Origin of the sequence: Vibrio sp. Vb1018 (genome assembly GCF_033338775.1) — a bacterium.
Lineage (GTDB): Bacteria > Pseudomonadota > Gammaproteobacteria > Enterobacterales > Vibrionaceae > Vibrio > Vibrio alginolyticus.
This window is the reverse complement of sequence record NZ_JAWOTI010000012.1, coordinates 100792-116718: the sequence shown is the minus strand read 5'-3', so window position 1 is coordinate 116718 and position 15927 is coordinate 100792. Positions and strand designations below refer to the sequence as shown.

The following is a 15927-nucleotide window of genomic DNA, read 5'->3' as shown; positions in this document are numbered from 1 at the left end:
GGGTTTATGTGTGGCCTTACTCCTAAACAAACTCGTTCCTAAACAAGCTCGATGTGCAGGGTTGAGCGTTAATGAACTAAATCCTGCCCTTTGAGGTTAGTTGGTATAGTGGAACGTTAAGTTTCGCTCTCTGATTTAAGGTTAAGCTATAAATCTAACGCTAAGATTTTGGACTTACGCTGGAAGTTATATAACCCTTGTTTGGCTCCAGGCAAATAGTCGACACTGACTTCGTAAAAACCTTGCTCTCTGAACCAATGCAAACTGTGTGTCGTGAGGACAAAAATCTGATCAATGGTTTCGGATTTAGAACGATGTTTCATGTAGTTGAGCAGTAACAAACCTCGGTTTCCATCACGATAGTCAGGGTGAATCGCTACGCAAGCCATCTCAGCTTTACGCTCTTCTGGGTATGGATAAAGGGCAGCACAGCCAATAATCAAGCCGTCTTTTTCGATGATGGTAAATTTTCCAATCTCTTGCTCTAGCTGTTCTCGAGAGCGCCTAACCAGTACACCTTGTTCTTCTAACGGGCGAATGAGGTCTAAGATACCGCCAATATCGTCAATATTAGCTTGCCTCACTTGTTCAGCACTCGCCATAACAACTTGGGTACCGATACCGTCGAAAGAGAACAACTCCTGAATTAAGGCGCCATCTACTTTATAACTGATCAAGTGGCTACGAGGTACTCCGGCACGGCAAGCGGCAATAGAGCCTTTAAGAAAGCGCAGTGTCCCAGTGTTGTAATCTAGGTCAGGAGACGTATTTTCAGAAAGCGTTTTGATGACATGTTCCGCCTCTATTGGTAGCAACTCGGCGACAGCATTACCGTTGTCATCAATGACACCTTGTTCGGAGCAAAAACCAATCAGCTTATCCGCACCCAGCTTTATCGCTAGTTGGGTGGCGACTTCTTCCGATAATAAATTGAAGCACTCGCCAGTCACAGAGCTAGCAATGGGACCTAGCAGAACAATTGAACCTTGATCAAGAGTGCGGTTGATAGCATCGGTGTCAATGCGGCGAATACGTCCACTATGGCAATAGTCCACACCATCATCAACGCCGAGTGGTTGGGCAATGATGTAGTTTCCGCTAACGACATTGAGCTGGGTACCAGCCATCGGAGTGTTGTTGAGGCTCATTGATAGGCGCGCAGTAATCGCAAGCTGAAGTTGTCCGGCAGCTTGCATAACAACAGATAAAGCCGATTCATCCGTAATGCGGATATTTTTGTGGTAAGGCGTAGTGAGGTCTTGTTTTTCTAGCAGCTGATTAATTTGAGGACGTGCACCATACACCACAACGACTTTGATTCCGAGGCTGTGCATGAGTGCGATATCATTTATAATATTGCCAAAATTTTTGTGTGCGACGGCTTCTCCGCCCAGCATGATCACCATGGTTTTTCCGCGGTGAGCATTGACATAAGGTGTTGATTGACGGAATCCTTTTACGAGAGCAGTACTACGAATTTTCACTACAGCCATTCCTTTGTTTAATTATGTTAAAATAATGCCTTTTTATTCACTTGGTGGCAAGGTGAAATTTTGGAATAAAGCACAAACATATTGAGGTAGGTTCTTGGTCCCGTTAAGAGGGAAGGTTACAATGGTGGCGTCTTTCCTCAATACGTGAACCTCATGTCTTCTGCTGTTAATAAGAATGCTGCGATCACTGCTTCAAATCTGTCAAAAACGTCATCTAAATCAATGCTTCGTAAGTGGCTAGAGCGTTCTCTCATGCTTATAGCGATAGTTGGAACCGTTGTCTTGTGCATGCTGTATAGTGATTTGATTACTCGAACCATTAATCCGCCCATTCCCAAATCGACAATTTATGGTCGCTGGGTTGAGCAAGATGTTGCGCCTTATGCTCGTGAAGAATTTGTGTTGAGTGAGCGCGGTGTTACCGTAAATGGTTCTACAGTGGCGACCAGTTTTAAATTCGATGGGGATTCGTTTTCGTATCGAGTGGGTTCAAATGAGCGGCACTTCAATTTTGTGGGTAAGCAGCATGCAGAAATGAAGCTGGATGCTAATGCACATTATCTACCTGTATTCCGTTTAGAGGGGCGTGCAAGGATTGTGGTAAGATAGTCGTTTTTATTATTGTCTCTTAAGCTGGCAGCTTTTGCGTCTGTGAGTCACATGGATGATCACAACTTCATCTCTCAATCAGTAAATTTTACTTCCAAACATAATCCGGACAATTCCGTAATTCTTCCGCTGTTATCATGTTGCATTAACTGAATGAATTTACAACGAGTAAACGGATTGGCTTAGCGTTGAAACATTTTGTCGTTGCTTTTCAATTGCACCGTATGCATTTGTTTGCCATCCTTTTGCTATTCTCTTTTACGGAAAAGACACGTGTTAAAAAAACTCCTTCCTATTATCTCTTTGAGCCTACTCTTTGGCTGTGCTCAACAAAATGATCGTGCTCAGCAATATCTTGATGGTGAGTTTCCTCAGATCCTCAATCAAGTGGATGTGGTTGAGTCTAACAAACCACGCGATTTTACTGAATTTAACAAGCAAGCTGAGCAAGTGGTGATAAAGTCACCATCCATGGCGAAGATGTACCAACCGCTATATCAACGATTAAGTGAGTGGGCGCAACAGAGCGGAGATACCAGTGCGTTGAGTGCGTTTGGCATTCAAGCCGCGCAATTGGGTGGTGGTGATAAAAAAGGTAATGTGTTGTTTACCGGATACTTCTCTCCCGTGATGGAACTGCGTCATACACCAAACGACATTTTTAAGTACCCAGTTTATGGCAAGCCAAACTGCTCATCAGATTGTCCGACTCGCGCGGAGATCTACAATGGAGCACTAGATGGACAAGGTTTAGTGCTAGGTTATGCGCCTAATCGTATTGACCCGTTTATGATGGAAGTGCAGGGCAGTGGCTATGTGCATTTTGAAGATGATGATACGTTGGAGTACTTCGCGTACGCAGGGAAAAATAATAAAGCTTACGTCAGCATTGGCCGAATTTTGATTGAACGTGGTGAAGTGCCGCGTGAAAAAATGTCTCTCAAAGCGATTAAAGAGTGGGTAATGGACAACGACGACGCAACAGTACGCGAGTTGTTGGAGCAAAACCCTTCTTACGTCTTCTTTGCGCCAAAAGCGGAAGCGCCAGTAACGGGGTCGGCTGGTATTCCTTTGTTGCCAATGGCCGCGGTCGCGGGTGACCGTTCTATCTTACCAATGGGCACACCAATCTTGGCGGAAGTACCATTGCTGAATGCGGATGGTACGTGGAGCGGTGCTCATCAACTGCGAATGCTGATCGTTTTAGACACTGGTGGTGCGGTAAAACAGAACCATTTGGATCTGTATCATGGCATTGGTGCGAGAGCAGGAGCGGAAGCAGGGCACTACAAGCATTTTGGTCGAGTTTGGAAACTTGGGCTGGAAAACTCACCAACTCAAGCGCCTTGGGCTTTACCGCCAGAAAAGCTACAATAGCGACCCAAGAAAGAGGAACCGCCTCTTATCTAGACATTTCATCAAAGAGTGCGTATAAATCGCACTCTTTGTTTTTCTATCGATCATCTGGACTTCAATATGCGTGAACTCGATACCCCAGCATCTGACAGCTACAATCAACGCTTTGGCGGCACTCGTCGTCTTTATGGCAACAGTGAAGTGGACATTCTTCGCGCTGCACACGTTTGTGTTATTGGTATTGGTGGCGTGGGTTCATGGGCGGTCGAAGCGCTGGCCCGTACTGGGATCGGTGAGTTGACTCTGATTGATATGGATGATGTTTGTGTCACGAACATTAACCGCCAAATTCATGCGATGACGGGCACCGTTGGCCAAAGCAAAATTGAAGTTATGGCCGAGCGTGTCAAATTGATCAACCCAGAGTGTAAAGTCAATCTGATTGATGATTTCATCACGCCAGACAATCAACATGAGTACTTAAGCAAAGAGTTTGATTACGTGCTAGATGCGATTGACAGCGTAAAAGCGAAGGCGTCTTTGTTGGCGTATTGCCGCAGCAACAAGATCAAAGTGATCACCACGGGGGGCGCTGGTGGTCAGGTTGACCCAACGCAGATCATGGTCGCTGACTTAACGAAAACGATCCAAGATCCTCTAGCGAAGAAAATCAAAGACACCTTGCGTCGTCATCATAACTTCCCTAAGAATCCGGCTCGTAAGTTTGGTATTGATTGCGTGTTTTCAACCGAGCAGCTGAAGTACCCTCAAGCAGACGGTTCAGTGTGTGGTGTGAAGTCGACAGCGGAAGGTCCAAAACGTATGGATTGCGCTAGCGGTTTTGGTGCGGCGACTGTCGTAACTGCAACGTTTGGCTTTGTCGCGGTATCGCGAATCGTTGAGAAGTTGATTTCAAAATATAAGCAGTAAACTAGAAGAAGAGCGCATCATGACAGATTTTCCCGTTTCTCCATTTGGTACAGATATCACCAGCGAAGACATTGTAGCGACTATGCAGCAATTTAAAGGCTGGGAAAATCGTTACCGTCAGGTTATTCAGTGGGGTAAAAAGCTGCCAAAAATGCCAGAAGAGCTGAAATCAGAACAAGTTACCGTTTCGGGTTGTGAAAGCTTGGTGTGGTTAGTGAGCCAAGAGCAAGATGGCGTTTGGCATTTTTGTGCGGACTCCGATGCGCGTATCGTCCGTGGATTGATTGCCTTGGTAATGGCAGCTTATGACGGTAAAACGGCCGATCAAATTCAAGCATTTGATATTGATGCTTATTTTGATCAGCTGGGGCTTGTCTCCCATTTAAGCCCGTCACGTGGTAATGGCTTGAAAGCTATTGTAGAGCAGATTAAGCAAGTCGCCGTGTAACGAGTTATTTTTCCAACTCTTAAAAAACGCCGAATATCCTAGCTGTTTGGCGTTTTTTGTATCTGAGTTGAGATATTTTTTGCATATGGATAAAAAGTATGCAAATGGTCGACTATTTTAGCGTTAATTAACCATTCTATTGATCCTGGTTCATTATATTGCCCACTTGGTTTTTATAAACTCAATTGTATTTAAAATTTGTCTATATTAGATAATAGACATATGCCCCATCCGCTCCTATTCCCCAATGTGGAAACACACTTGGAAGCGATTGGGTTACTTAGATACAAATGCTAGGAACCTCCCTATATGCAATTCACCTTGGAACATGCGCAAGACGTGTTATCCGGAATGCCAGACCCCACTTTTATTCTGAGTGAAGATGGTATCTATATTGATGTTTTTGGAGGAACAGATAAAAAAGCCTATCACGATGGAAGCAATTTGATAGGTGAGACGCTGCACAGCGTACTCGAGAAAGATAAAGCTGACTGGTTTATCGAGCAGATCAATCGATCACTGAAACAAGACAGTATTGTGACGGTCGAGTACAAGATGTGCGCCGACAGCATTCAGGGAATAGATGCTAACAGTGGGCCAAGAGGCGACCTATACTACGAAGGCAAGATCTGCCCACTCGCTATAAAATACCGAGGTCGTCGCGTTGTCCTTATTCTTACACGCAACATCTCCAATCGCCACCGAGTTGAAACCCTTCTTCGCCATCAAAGCCAAATTGATGCTCTTACCAACATCTACAATCGACGTGTCTTTTTCGAAAAGCTCACAGAAGAGGTCATTAAAGCTCAAGAGCCGAACTATCACTCCGCGTTGTTATTGTTTGATTTGGACTTTTTTAAAGTCATCAATGATAAACGTGGTCATGATGCGGGGGATTATGTCTTAGAGACCTTAGCTGATTTGGTTTCTCACTTACTCGTCAAAGACGAAATTTTTGCAAGAGTCGGAGGGGAGGAGTTTGCGATTATTTTGCCAGAAACTTCTCTGTCGGCGGCGAAAGAGGTAGGAGAGGAAGTACGTTCCCACATTCAAAATTGTCAGTTCGAATTTGAAAAGATTGAAATTCCGGTCACGGTGAGTGTAGGCGTGGTGGAAATAGGCAGAAATGAAACCACCAAACGTTTGTATGCGCATGCAGATAAAGCGCTTTATGCTGCGAAAAGAAATGGCAGAAATTGCGTGGCGACTCTGGATAGGCCGATGGAGTAACCTTGTTGGTTACTCCAAATCAAACTGTTGGCGTTATAGCATGTCGACGGCTTTTTCTACGGCGGCGATGAGTCTATCCACATCTTCAGCCGTGTTATAAATACCAAAAGAAACGCGTACCGTGCCTTTAACGTTTAGCGCATCCATCAATGGGTGAGCGCAGTGGTGTCCTGCTCGTACCGCAATGCCTTGTTGATCGAGCAGCGTCGCCATGTCTTGGTGATGAACGCCGTCCATGACGAACGTCAGTACAGAGGCATTCGGTTGATAGCCTAGAATATGGATGTCATCCAAAGCGCTTAGTGCTTGGTAGGCCTTATCCTGAAGCACATGGAGATGAGTCTCTACTTCGTGATGGTCAAAACCTTGGTACCACTCAATGGCTTTCGCTAGAGCAATCGCGCCCGCAACGTTTGGTGTGCCCGCTTCAAATTTACCAGGAAGTGCAGAAAACGTCGTTTTCTCGAAAGAAACACGTTCAACCATTTTACCGCCGCCGTGCCATGGTGGCATGGCTTCCAAAAGTTCAAGCTTGCCGTATAAAACCCCAATGCCTGCTGGTGCATAAAGTTTGTGACCTGAGAAAACGTAGAAATCGATATCTGATGTCGATAAATCAAGTTGCTCATGTACGATGCCTTGCGCGCCATCAACTACAACAACTGCGCCAACGTTGTGCGCCAGTTCAGTGATTTTTTCGATAGGTTGGCGTGTGCCTGTTACGTTGGTTATTTGTGCGCAAGTAACAATTTTACAGCGGTCAGACAGAAGCGCCTCAAATGCACTGATGTCGAACTGACAATCTGATGTCATCGGAACTTTAATGACTTTAGCCCCCGTTTGCTCTGCCACGATTTGCCAGGGCACGATGTTGGCGTGGTGCTCCATCTCGCTAATCAAGATCTCATCACCTGGTTGTAACGTGCTACGGGCGTAGGTTTGAGCAATTAAGTTCAGTGCTTCGGTTGCGCCCCGTGTCCAAATGATCTCTTTAGAGCTGTTTGCACCAATAAAGCTTGCCACTCGTTCTCGTGCCGCTTCAAATTGGCTGGTGGCATTAGCCGTTAAACTGTGGCTGCCACGGTGAACATTGGCATTTTGCGCACTGTAGTAATGACTGATGACATCAATCACACATTGCGGTTTTTGCGTTGTCGCTGCGCTATCTAGATACACTAAGGGCGTATCGTTGACGGATTGATTTAGAGCGGGAAATTGCTCACGTACAGCATTTACGTCAAACATTATTCTTCACCAAGCTTGTGGTAGTGCAGAGTAGGCAGAGGGATCATTGGTTCAGCAACTGACCATGCGTGTTTTTTACCTGAGAGTTGAATGATTACTTCCATCGCGAACTCTAAAGCTGTACCCGGACCTTGACTAGTGATCAGGTTGTGGTTGATATCAAAGGTCACGCGTTTGCTGCGCCACTTCTCTTCCGGGATATGTGACTGAAAGCTCGGGTGACAGGTCATCAGTGATTGTGGGAAAAGATTATGGTGTTGCAATACCAACGCCGGTGATGCGCAGATAGCAGCAACCAATTTTCCCTCGTAGATGTGCTGCTTAAGGATTTCTATCATCACCGTACTATCACGGAAAATTTCTGCACCACCAACACCACCAGAAAGCGCTATGGCATCAAACTCATCATCAGCGATATCGACCAGCTTACAATCTGCCGTTAATGTGACTCCGCGAGAAGCTTTCATCGTCAATGAGCCATCAAAAGCAGCACTCGCTACTGTAACGTCATAACCCGCGCGAACCATCATGTCGATGACGGTGACGGCTTCCATTTCTTCGGTGCCTGGAGCGATTGGTACTAAGATTTTCTTACTCATTGTTCTGTCCAGCTTTGTTCTATTTGTTTGATGCGTTGGTAAAGTTTTAAATTCTCAGGCGTATTGATGCGATGTTTCTTGGCAGCCTTTAACAAGTATCCGGTTATAAAATCAATTTCCGTTCGACGCTGATGGAATACGTCTTGTCTCATTGAAGAATAGTTCTCAGCTGTGGCGTTCACCACTTGCATTACCGTATCGAAAAGAGAGCGAAACTCGATAGCAATACCTTCTTTACTCATTACTTCAACCAGTTCTTGAGTGATGCTTTCGAGTTGTATCTTAAACTCGGGCTTCGCAAGTTCACCATTCTTACACTGGAGAATCGCAGTCAGTGGGTTAATCGCGCAGTTGATCGCTAACTTAGTCCATAACGCAGATTGGATGTGTGGATTCCAAATGGCCTCTGGAAGGGCATTATGCATAACATCTTTCAGAAAAGTGCACTGCATTCCTTTGTCATTATAACCACCCGCTTGCGTTGTTCCGTGACCGGTATGCAATACGTGTTGGTTATCTGGTTTGTATGCGCCGTGCGTCGTTGTTGCGAGCACTATCGGATTGTTTGGCACAACCTTCTCCAAGGCAGAGGCAGTACCCATACCATTGTGCATCAGCATGATAATCGTGTCTGTATTGATATGAGGGAGCAAAGGCTGAATGGCGTCTTCCACTTGCCAAGCTTTTACCGTGATCAAAATGAGGTCCGCTTGATTTACGGAGGAAATATCTTGATTACTGAATACGATTGCGGGTGTGTCATCCAACTGAAGTGGTTGTTGTCTCTCTGAACTTCTTCCCCACAATGAAACATTGTGCCCGGCAAGCTTAAATTTTGTTGCCCAGAGTGAGCCCACCGCACCTGGACCGAGGATAAGGATATTCACCAAACGCTCTCATTAAAAAGGTTTGCTGCAAGGATAATGAGGGAAAAAAGGAAAGCAAATAAAAATGGCGCCGAAAGGCGCCATTTTTGAGCAAACTTAGTGGTTCAATTAGAACTTGTAAGTTACAGCTAGGTAGTGGCTTACACCAGTCGATTCTAGCTCAACACCTGGAGCAACTTGTAGACCGTCTTTTACGCCATATACTTCTTTGTATGCTTTCAGGCCGTAACCAACCGCGAAGCGATCTGAGTGCCAGTAAATGCCGTTGAACATTGCACCACCGTTTGACGCGGTAGTACCAAATTTGTTACCAGCATCATCATCCATACCGAATTGGTAATCAATGTAACCTTGGTAAGAAATGAATGAACCATTGTCGAAGAAGTAGAATGGTTTGAACCAGTTAGTCGAGATTTGGAAACCGTTCCAACCTTTGTTGTTGCCATCGTAAGTGCTGTACAGGTTTAGGCCGATTTTACCTAACCAAGGAACCATTACATCAGAACCTAAACCGATTTTCTGGTTGTTTACACCACCGTTGTTACCGCCCCATTCCATTAGAGATGCAATGTATAGCTCTTGAACTGGACCGAAAGATAGGTCTTTACCAGTTACGGCATCTAGAGACATACGTGGTGCAAATTTCATGAACATCTTGTCAGGAGCGCCGTTCTCAATTGACTTATCTTGGTTATCTTTAGTCGCTAGGTTAAATACGTCTACGTAACCGTATAGGTCGAAAATACCAGAGCGACCGCCAAATTCCATTTCTAGGTAATCGTGAGCGTTGTCGTCAGCGCCTTTAACTCGTGGCATTTCATCAATTGAGTACATGTAGTTGAACTGCATCCACTTGTAATCGTTTTTGTGGATATCGCCGTCAGAGTAATCTGCCGCCATAACTGGAGCTGAAGTAGCCGCTAGAAGGCTAAGAGCTAAAAGTGATTTACGCATAAGGGGACTCTCTATGTTTGTAATGATTCAGAACACGCAATCTATGCTGCGCTTTCCAATTGGCGGGAATAATAGCGATAAAAATCCCAAATGAAAGTGATAAAGGGTGCAAAACTGAACGTTTTTGGTGAGTTGTGTCACGAAATTATCTTTATTTACGGAACTTTTTGTTTGTTGCATTTGATTGCAATAAATGTGTGATTTGGATCGTTTGCGTAAGCGATTTTATGACTTTTTAAGCCAGTCGATTAACCAACATAAATCGTTAGTGATCGGAGTGATAAGGGATTCGTATGTATCCGTGAATCAAAGAGGACGTTTGAATGAAAGAAGTCATGTTATTCCCACTCACTTCAGTTGTACTCCCTGAGGGTAAAATGAATCTGCGCATTTTTGAGCCACGATATAAGCGAATGGTAAAGGAATGCAGCCTACAAAATGTGGGCTTTGGAGTTTGCCTGGTAGGAAGTGAAGGTGACCCTAAAGACGTGGGTAACGTTTCATCTATCGGAACTTTGGTCAGGATCGTTGATTTTGAAACACTCAGTGATGGCCTTCTTGGTATTACAGTTGCTGGTGAGAAACGCTTTGTTGTTAAACGTGTTCGTGCAGATGCGGATGGCTTACGTCATGCAGAGGTTGAATGGTTAGACAATTGGCAACATCTAGACAACTCACCAGATTTCTTCTTTTTAAGCCAGCAGTTATCCCATGTTTATGAAGAGTTTCCTCAACTTGGAAGCCTCTACCAGCATCGTTTTTACGATGACTCTGCTTGGGTTACTCAGCGTTGGCTTGAGTTACTACCCCTAGACTGCAATCTGTTCGAACAGCTAGTCGGCGCAGAGGACTGTATTCCTGCGTTGCAATTTCTGACAGAAGCCATAGAAGCCCCGACTAACAAAGAGGCAAGGATATGAAAGGATTTAATAAAGCTGCGCTAACTATTGTTGCGACATTAGGACTGGCGGCGTGTGGCTCCGACAGTGACACTATCGAGTATTCCAATTTACAAGCAGTGCACGCTTCTTCTGATGCGCCGCTTGCAAATGTGTGGATCAACGATAAACCATCTTTAACGAATGTTGATTATGGTGTGGGATCTGGCTACGTTAAATTGCGAGAGGGGATGAATTCGATTCAGGTCGATGTACAGCTCCCAGGTAATGAAACCGCGACCGTAGTACCTAAAACAGAACTAGATCTTGATTCCGACCTCAATTATAACGTGTTCGTTGTTGGCGATGCCGATGGTTCGCCAAACCCAGTTGAGCCTTTAGTTGTGACTCGCAGCGCCGATTCAATGGCTGATGCCAATAGTCTAGATGTTCAAGTTGTTCATGCAGCTTCAGGCGTTCCTGCTGTTGATCTTTATGTCACTGAGCCAGGTGTTGCTCTTGCTAGCGCGACTCCAATAACTAACCTTGCTTACAAAGCTTCTACCGACGTATTGAACATCCCAGCTGGTGAGTATCAAGTTCGACTTGCCGTAGGAGACAGCGTTGCTTTTGACTCGGGCAAAGTATCTCTTGCGGCTAACTCCAACTTGACGATTGCCGCTATCGGCACAGGAGATTCGAATAGCACGTCACCTGTCAAACTCTTGGTGTTGGACGGTTCGGGCTCTTCTATAATTGAAGATATGGGCAGCCAAGCTGAAGTAAGAGTCGGACACCTTGTCGATGGAGCGCCAGTCGTCGATGTTAACGTTAACGGGGCGGCCTTCGCTCCTCTTGCCGACTTAGCGTTCAAAGAGATTCGTGGTTATTTGGATCTTGCTGCTAGCGCTTACGATATTGACGTTTACGTGGATGGCACAACAACCAATCCGATCATAGATGTTGACGGGTTAATGGTTGCAGGTGGAATGGATTACAGTGTTTATGCAGTCGGTGTTGTTAGCCCAGCGATTGATATCGAAGCTCTGGTTGTTGAAGATATGAGACGCGCTGTGGCGACTAGCGCGACATTGAATGTGACACACGCGGCGGCTAATCCTATAGCGGAAATGGTGGATATTTACCTCACTACGAGTGCAGGAATAGATGGAAGTGATCCAACTATTGCTAATTTTGCGTATAAAAATAGCGTACAAGGATTATATGTCGCTGAAGGTACATATTATGTAACGGTAACAGTGGCTGGTAACCCAAGTATTGTTGCGGTTGACTCAGCACCAGTCAATGTAATGAACGGTGTTGTGTACCAAGTCGTTGCCATTGATGATGGGAACAACGGTGGTTTCAACTTGTTGGTCGATGACGTGACCGATTAGGACGAATGGGAGGAGGAGACTCCTCCCACAAATTAAGGCCGATTATGATGAGTGATAGCCCGAAAAAACTGGGGCGCAGTGATTGGAACGATTACATGGATAAAGTGAAGGATCGAGACAAAGATGCGTTCGCTTTTGTATTCCGTTTTTACGCACCCAAGCTGAAGCAATTCGCTTACAAACATGTTGGTAATGAGCAAGTTGCTATGGAGATGGTGCAAGAGACCATGGCGACAGTTTGGCAGAAAGCGCACCTCTATGATGGTGAAAAGAGCGCGTTATCGACTTGGATATATACCATAATCCGAAACCTTTGTTTTGATCTGCTGAGAAAACAGAAAGGTAAGGAATTACACATTCATTCTGATGACATTTGGCCGTCAGAGTATTATCCACCTGATCTTGTTGATCACTATTCACCAGAACAAGATATGTTGAAAGAACAGGTGGTTAAGTTTTTAGATATATTACCGAAAAACCAGAGAGATGTTTTACAAGCGGTATATCTTGAAGAGTTACCTCATCAACAGGTCGCGGAATTATTTGATATACCCCTCGGTACCGTAAAATCCAGGCTGAGGCTTGCAGTAGAAAAGCTAAGGCATTCAATGCATACGGAGCAACTATGAACAAACACCCAGATAACAGCTTGTTAGAAGCATACGCTTCGGGAAGCATTGATGCAGTTTCTGGTCTTGTGGTCGCAACCCATTTAGAAACATGCACCAAGTGCCGAGCTTATGTGAACCAAGTCGAAGCAAGTCAAGCGAACATCGTAAGTGACATACCTTCTGAGTATGTTTCTGAATTTGACGACATGTTTAATGACATCATCAATGCGGAGCCAGCGACTGATAATATCGTGATCCGCGACTCTGCTGCTGTTAATGTGGCAGGAAAAAGTTTCGCTCTTCCTAAAACTCTAGCGCGTTTCTCTGACCTCGTAGGGTCATGGAGAAGTTACGGAGGCAAGGTTTTCAGTGCTCAGATTGACCTAGGGGAAGACGCTCGTGTCAGCTTAATGTACATCGGGGAAGATGTGCAAATTCCTCAACATACGCACAAAGGCCTGGAGTCTACATTGATCCTACATGGTGGATTTAGTGACGAGGATGGCCAATATGAAGAAGGCGATTTGATGATTAGAGACGCATCAGTGAAGCACAGCCCTTACACTAAGGCCGGAGAAGACTGCTTGTGTTTAACCGTATTGACTGAGCCGATGATCTTTACTCAAGGCGTGGCACGTATATTTAATATGTTTGGTAAAGGGTTATACCCATAGACCTCTTATCTTATATCTCGCAAAACAAAAACCACCGAATTCGGTGGTTTTTTATATGTTTCGTTAATGTTTGTGACGTGCTTTTTCCAATAGAGCATCAAAGTAATGTCGTAGCGAGTACAACATAATCAAGCTTGGCACGACCATGACAGCGGTAAGCACGAAGAATGTGCTCCAATCATTAAGATAATCCACTAGCTCGCCACTGAAAGAAGCAAGAGTCGTCCGTCCGAAGTTTCCTAGAGAGGCAAGCAACGCATACTGAGTTGCCGAAAATGCTTGCCCGGTTAGAATCGTCAAAAATGAAACAAAAGCGACAGTTGAGAAAGCAGTCGTAAAGTTATCGACAATAATCGTGGCTAAGTACAAGTGCTCGTTTGGGCCTACCGAAGCAATCCAAGCAAACATCAAGTTACTGGCAGACATAGCAATACCGCCGATCATTAATCCACGTACAATACCAAACCTAACGTTGAACATGCTTCCGACAAAAGTAAAGAAGATGGTGGCTCCCCAACCGATCAGTTTGGAGTAATAGCCAATTTGTTCATTGCTAAAACCAATATCTTTATAGAACGCGATCGACATCCTGCCCAAAAACGCTTCGCCAATTTTAAATAGGAAAACGAACAGCAACAGAGTAATCGCGACACGGACGCCATTGCGATTAAAGAAATCAAGGAAAGGTTCTACAACAGTCACGGTAAACCAAGCTACGACTTTTGAACCAACCACTTCTTTGTGGCGTTGTTCAGCGGCAGACTGAAGTTGTTCGCGTTGAGTCTTCGGTTCACTGACTAAAATCGTAAAGACCATTAGAATGCCGACTATCACCGCCATCCCGTAGTACACACCATTCCAACCGACACTGTCAGCATTAACAAACGCTAAATAACCCGGTAGTGAATAACCTGTCCACCAGCCAATGACCGCCATTGCAGAAGCTTGAGGCAGTTTAGACTCTTCTGACTTTGGGAAAGTATCAATACGAAAAGCATCAATTGCGATGTCTTGTGTCGCTGAAGCCGTTGCAATGCACAAGGCGAGTAGTGACGCAAACACCAAGTTTTCCGCTGGATTAACACCGGCAATAAATAGGGTAGCGACGAGTACGATACTTTGACAAAAGAAAATCCAGCTACGTCTTTGCCCCAGCAGTCTAAAGAGGACTGGCAGCTTCACGCGGTCAACCAGAGGTGCCCACAGAAAGTTGATCGCATAGACCGCAAAAACGCTACCAAAATAGCCAATTGCGGAGAGGGTCAAGCCGGCATCTTTTAGCCAACCTGACATGTTTGAACCGATAAGAACCCACGGAAAGCCGCTAGAGCAGCCCAGCATGAAAACCCACATGAGTCGTTTATCGAGGTAACTTTTTACCGTTTCCAACCAAGTGATGGAAGGTAATGAAGACATAAATCAATCCAATAAAATGAAGCCGTTGAAAGAGAAAGCCCTTCGATTATTCAAAGGGCTTATCGTTTTGGCTATTTAAGTAGTGTAGCTTTGGTGATGACGATTTGCGTCTCTGGTACATCACGCATTCGGCCTACCGTCGTGGTCGGCTGCTGAGCCATTTTCTGGATAACGTAGAACCCCTCAGTAACCTCACCAAATACAGCATAACCTGGTGGTCGAGCGCCATAGTTGAGAAAGTCATTGTCGACTAAGTTGACGAAAAACTGACGAGTTGCAGAGTTTGGTGCATTGGTTCGTGCCATGGCGATGGTAGCACGGTCATTGTTTAGACCATTATTTCCTTCGTTTTTGATTGGCGCGTATGTTTTCACCATCTGCATATCTTGGTTAAAGCCGCCACCTTGTGCCATGAAGCCTGGGATAATACGATGAAAAATAGTACCCTCGTAGCTCCCATCTTCTACATATTTTAGAAAATTAGCGACAGTGATAGGTGCTTTCTCTTCGTTTAACTCAACCGTAAATGAACCAAGTGTCGTTTCAAACGCTACTTTTGGTCCAGCCCAAACGCTGCAGCTGAGTAGTGCTAAGGACAGAATCGCTTTGCGTAACATTAGAAACGCTCCTGCATGTATTGACGAAGCTCAGGATCATTGGCAATTTCTTTAAGTGTTAATGTCACTACATCATTCAGTGTCTCTTCAATATCGGCATCAGAAGCACTCAATGTGCCAGATCGCTTTGCTGTACCTGTATAAGTTTTGACTAGCTTGCCCTCAGGTGTCTCTGCTGTGATTTCCAGCACAACTTTAGCATCCATCTCGTTTTCCATCACCGAATGCTTCACGTTGACCAACGCTTCTTGAACGCTCAATTCAATCGCGTTGTTGCTGTTTAGATCCGCATGGAAACCTTGAGATGAGAATTGCTTCTCTAATGCTTCTTCTAACGCAATACGTAAATTCTGTTTAGCATGAAGAGGAAGAATGTTCGAACGGCCGTTATCCACCAACGCCACGTACTGCGCTGCACGTACATCTTTGCTGGTCAAACTGTAAGTCTTGCCTTGAACAATTGGATTGGTGCTCAATGTGCTTTCTGGCATCAGGTTCAGCTGAGGTTGTTGAGGGGCTGAACACGCAGCAAGCAACGCAACCGAAGCCGCAAGTACCAATTTTCTCATTTTATTATTCCTTT

The 15927-nt window shown here is 45.0% G+C and carries 17 protein-coding genes; 9 read left to right on the top strand and 8 right to left on the bottom strand.

All coding sequences use genetic code 11. The features are described 5' to 3' along the window. Nucleotides 1-146: 146 nt before the first annotated feature. Nucleotides 147-1484 carry an amino-acid N-acetyltransferase gene (gene argA, locus R7Z10_RS14240; protein ID WP_012841478.1) on the bottom strand — a complete coding sequence of 446 codons (1338 nt, stop codon included), beginning with the start codon at nt 1482-1484 and terminating at the stop codon, nt 147-149. A 162-nt stretch (nt 1485-1646) separates the two neighbouring features. Between argA and R7Z10_RS14235 the strand changes: the two genes are divergently transcribed. From R7Z10_RS14235 to R7Z10_RS14215, 5 genes are all read left to right on the top strand, one after another. Further along, nucleotides 1647-2102, top strand: a complete 456-nt coding sequence (locus R7Z10_RS14235) for a DUF2850 domain-containing protein (RefSeq protein WP_258497153.1) — start codon at nt 1647-1649, stop codon at nt 2100-2102. Between the two features lie 273 nt (nt 2103-2375). After that, nucleotides 2376-3479 (top strand): murein transglycosylase A, encoded by a 1104-nt coding sequence (mltA, locus tag R7Z10_RS14230; protein WP_318105102.1) that lies wholly within the window; start codon nt 2376-2378, stop codon nt 3477-3479. Nucleotides 3480-3578: 99 nt separating this feature from the next. Next, nucleotides 3579-4388, top strand: a complete 810-nt coding sequence (gene tcdA, locus R7Z10_RS14225) for a tRNA cyclic N6-threonylcarbamoyladenosine(37) synthase TcdA (protein WP_005391724.1) — start codon at nt 3579-3581, stop codon at nt 4386-4388. A 19-nt stretch (nt 4389-4407) separates the two neighbouring features. Next, nucleotides 4408-4836, top strand: a complete 429-nt coding sequence (gene csdE / locus R7Z10_RS14220) for a cysteine desulfurase sulfur acceptor subunit CsdE (protein ID WP_025768227.1) — start codon at nt 4408-4410, stop codon at nt 4834-4836. Between the two features lie 309 nt (nt 4837-5145). Continuing rightward, nucleotides 5146-6066, top strand: a complete 921-nt coding sequence (locus R7Z10_RS14215) for a GGDEF domain-containing protein (RefSeq protein ID WP_158156804.1) — start codon at nt 5146-5148, stop codon at nt 6064-6066. A 33-nt stretch (nt 6067-6099) separates the two neighbouring features. Here R7Z10_RS14215 and csdA read toward each other — a convergent pair whose 3' ends face one another. The 4 genes from csdA to R7Z10_RS14195 form a co-directional block, all read right to left on the bottom strand. Further along, nucleotides 6100-7311 carry a cysteine desulfurase CsdA gene (gene csdA, locus R7Z10_RS14210; protein WP_158156801.1) on the bottom strand — a complete coding sequence of 404 codons (1212 nt, stop codon included), beginning with the start codon at nt 7309-7311 and terminating at the stop codon, nt 6100-6102. Beyond that, entirely contained in the window at nt 7311-7910 is a 600-nt protein-coding gene (locus tag R7Z10_RS14205; protein WP_053304083.1) for a DJ-1 family glyoxalase III, read from the bottom strand. The genes csdA and R7Z10_RS14205 overlap by 1 nt, the downstream gene beginning before the upstream one ends. Next, nucleotides 7907-8797: a 2-dehydropantoate 2-reductase gene (gene panE, locus R7Z10_RS14200; protein WP_285384613.1), complete on the bottom strand. Its 891-nt coding sequence runs from the start codon at nt 8795-8797 to the stop codon at nt 7907-7909. Before panE ends, R7Z10_RS14205 begins: the two co-directional genes overlap by 4 nt. A gap of 108 nt (nt 8798-8905) precedes the next feature. Beyond that, a complete protein-coding gene (locus tag R7Z10_RS14195; protein WP_005391741.1) occupies nt 8906-9751 on the bottom strand; it encodes an outer membrane protein OmpK in 846 nt (281 codons plus the stop codon). Nucleotides 9752-10074: 323 nt separating this feature from the next. Here R7Z10_RS14195 and R7Z10_RS14190 point away from each other — a divergent pair, with 323 nt between their 5' ends. The 4 genes from R7Z10_RS14190 to R7Z10_RS14175 are packed head-to-tail and all read left to right on the top strand — an operon-like array spanning nt 10075 to nt 13311. After that, complete coding sequence (locus tag R7Z10_RS14190; protein WP_132936899.1) at nt 10075-10671, top strand: LON peptidase substrate-binding domain-containing protein; 597 nt, start codon at nt 10075-10077, stop codon at nt 10669-10671. After that, nucleotides 10668-12026, top strand: a complete 1359-nt coding sequence (locus R7Z10_RS14185) for a DUF4397 domain-containing protein (RefSeq protein WP_132936898.1) — start codon at nt 10668-10670, stop codon at nt 12024-12026. The genes R7Z10_RS14190 and R7Z10_RS14185 overlap by 4 nt, the downstream gene beginning before the upstream one ends. Before the next feature lie 44 nt (nt 12027-12070). Then, a complete protein-coding gene (locus R7Z10_RS14180) occupies nt 12071-12655 on the top strand; it encodes an RNA polymerase sigma factor (protein WP_017636022.1) in 585 nt (194 codons plus the stop codon). Next, nucleotides 12652-13311: a ChrR family anti-sigma-E factor gene (locus R7Z10_RS14175; RefSeq protein ID WP_005380256.1), complete on the top strand. Its 660-nt coding sequence runs from the start codon at nt 12652-12654 to the stop codon at nt 13309-13311. The genes R7Z10_RS14180 and R7Z10_RS14175 overlap by 4 nt, the downstream gene beginning before the upstream one ends. A 63-nt stretch (nt 13312-13374) precedes the next feature. On the opposite strand, the gene R7Z10_RS14170 is transcribed toward R7Z10_RS14175, so the two are convergent. The 3 genes from R7Z10_RS14170 to R7Z10_RS14160 all read right to left on the bottom strand — a co-directional run bounded on the left by R7Z10_RS14170 (nt 13375) and on the right by R7Z10_RS14160 (nt 15913). Continuing rightward, complete coding sequence (locus tag R7Z10_RS14170; RefSeq protein WP_132936897.1) at nt 13375-14727, bottom strand: MFS transporter; 1353 nt, start codon at nt 14725-14727, stop codon at nt 13375-13377. A 71-nt stretch (nt 14728-14798) separates the two neighbouring features. Further along, entirely contained in the window at nt 14799-15344 is a 546-nt protein-coding gene (locus R7Z10_RS14165; protein WP_318105095.1) for a peptidylprolyl isomerase, read from the bottom strand. After that, nucleotides 15344-15913, bottom strand: a complete 570-nt coding sequence (locus tag R7Z10_RS14160) for a YajG family lipoprotein (RefSeq protein ID WP_005380259.1) — start codon at nt 15911-15913, stop codon at nt 15344-15346. Before R7Z10_RS14160 ends, R7Z10_RS14165 begins: the two co-directional genes overlap by 1 nt. Between the last annotated feature and the right edge of the window lie 14 nt (nt 15914-15927).

Excerpts from the sequence above, each read along its gene's own strand:
- R7Z10_RS14215 (WP_158156804.1), top strand. The coding sequence starts at position 5,146 with ATGCAATTCACCTTGGAACATGCGCAAGACGTGTTATCCGGAATGCCA.
- csdE (WP_025768227.1), top strand. The coding sequence starts at position 4,408 with ATGACAGATTTTCCCGTTTCTCCATTTGGTACAGATATCACCAGCGAA.
- tcdA (WP_005391724.1), top strand. The coding sequence starts at position 3,579 with ATGCGTGAACTCGATACCCCAGCATCTGACAGCTACAATCAACGCTTT.
- R7Z10_RS14170 (WP_132936897.1), bottom strand. The coding sequence starts at position 14,727 with ATGTCTTCATTACCTTCCATCACTTGGTTGGAAACGGTAAAAAGTTAC.
- csdA (WP_158156801.1), bottom strand. The coding sequence starts at position 7,311 with ATGTTTGACGTAAATGCTGTACGTGAGCAATTTCCCGCTCTAAATCAA.
- R7Z10_RS14160 (WP_005380259.1), bottom strand. The coding sequence starts at position 15,913 with ATGAGAAAATTGGTACTTGCGGCTTCGGTTGCGTTGCTTGCTGCGTGT.
- R7Z10_RS14190 (WP_132936899.1), top strand. The coding sequence starts at position 10,075 with ATGAAAGAAGTCATGTTATTCCCACTCACTTCAGTTGTACTCCCTGAG.
- R7Z10_RS14195 (WP_005391741.1), bottom strand. The coding sequence starts at position 9,751 with ATGCGTAAATCACTTTTAGCTCTTAGCCTTCTAGCGGCTACTTCAGCT.
- R7Z10_RS14165 (WP_318105095.1), bottom strand. The coding sequence starts at position 15,344 with ATGTTACGCAAAGCGATTCTGTCCTTAGCACTACTCAGCTGCAGCGTT.
- R7Z10_RS14175 (WP_005380256.1), top strand. The coding sequence starts at position 12,652 with ATGAACAAACACCCAGATAACAGCTTGTTAGAAGCATACGCTTCGGGA.
- R7Z10_RS14235 (WP_258497153.1), top strand. The coding sequence starts at position 1,647 with ATGTCTTCTGCTGTTAATAAGAATGCTGCGATCACTGCTTCAAATCTG.
- R7Z10_RS14185 (WP_132936898.1), top strand. The coding sequence starts at position 10,668 with ATGAAAGGATTTAATAAAGCTGCGCTAACTATTGTTGCGACATTAGGA.
- R7Z10_RS14180 (WP_017636022.1), top strand. The coding sequence starts at position 12,071 with ATGATGAGTGATAGCCCGAAAAAACTGGGGCGCAGTGATTGGAACGAT.
- R7Z10_RS14205 (WP_053304083.1), bottom strand. The coding sequence starts at position 7,910 with ATGAGTAAGAAAATCTTAGTACCAATCGCTCCAGGCACCGAAGAAATG.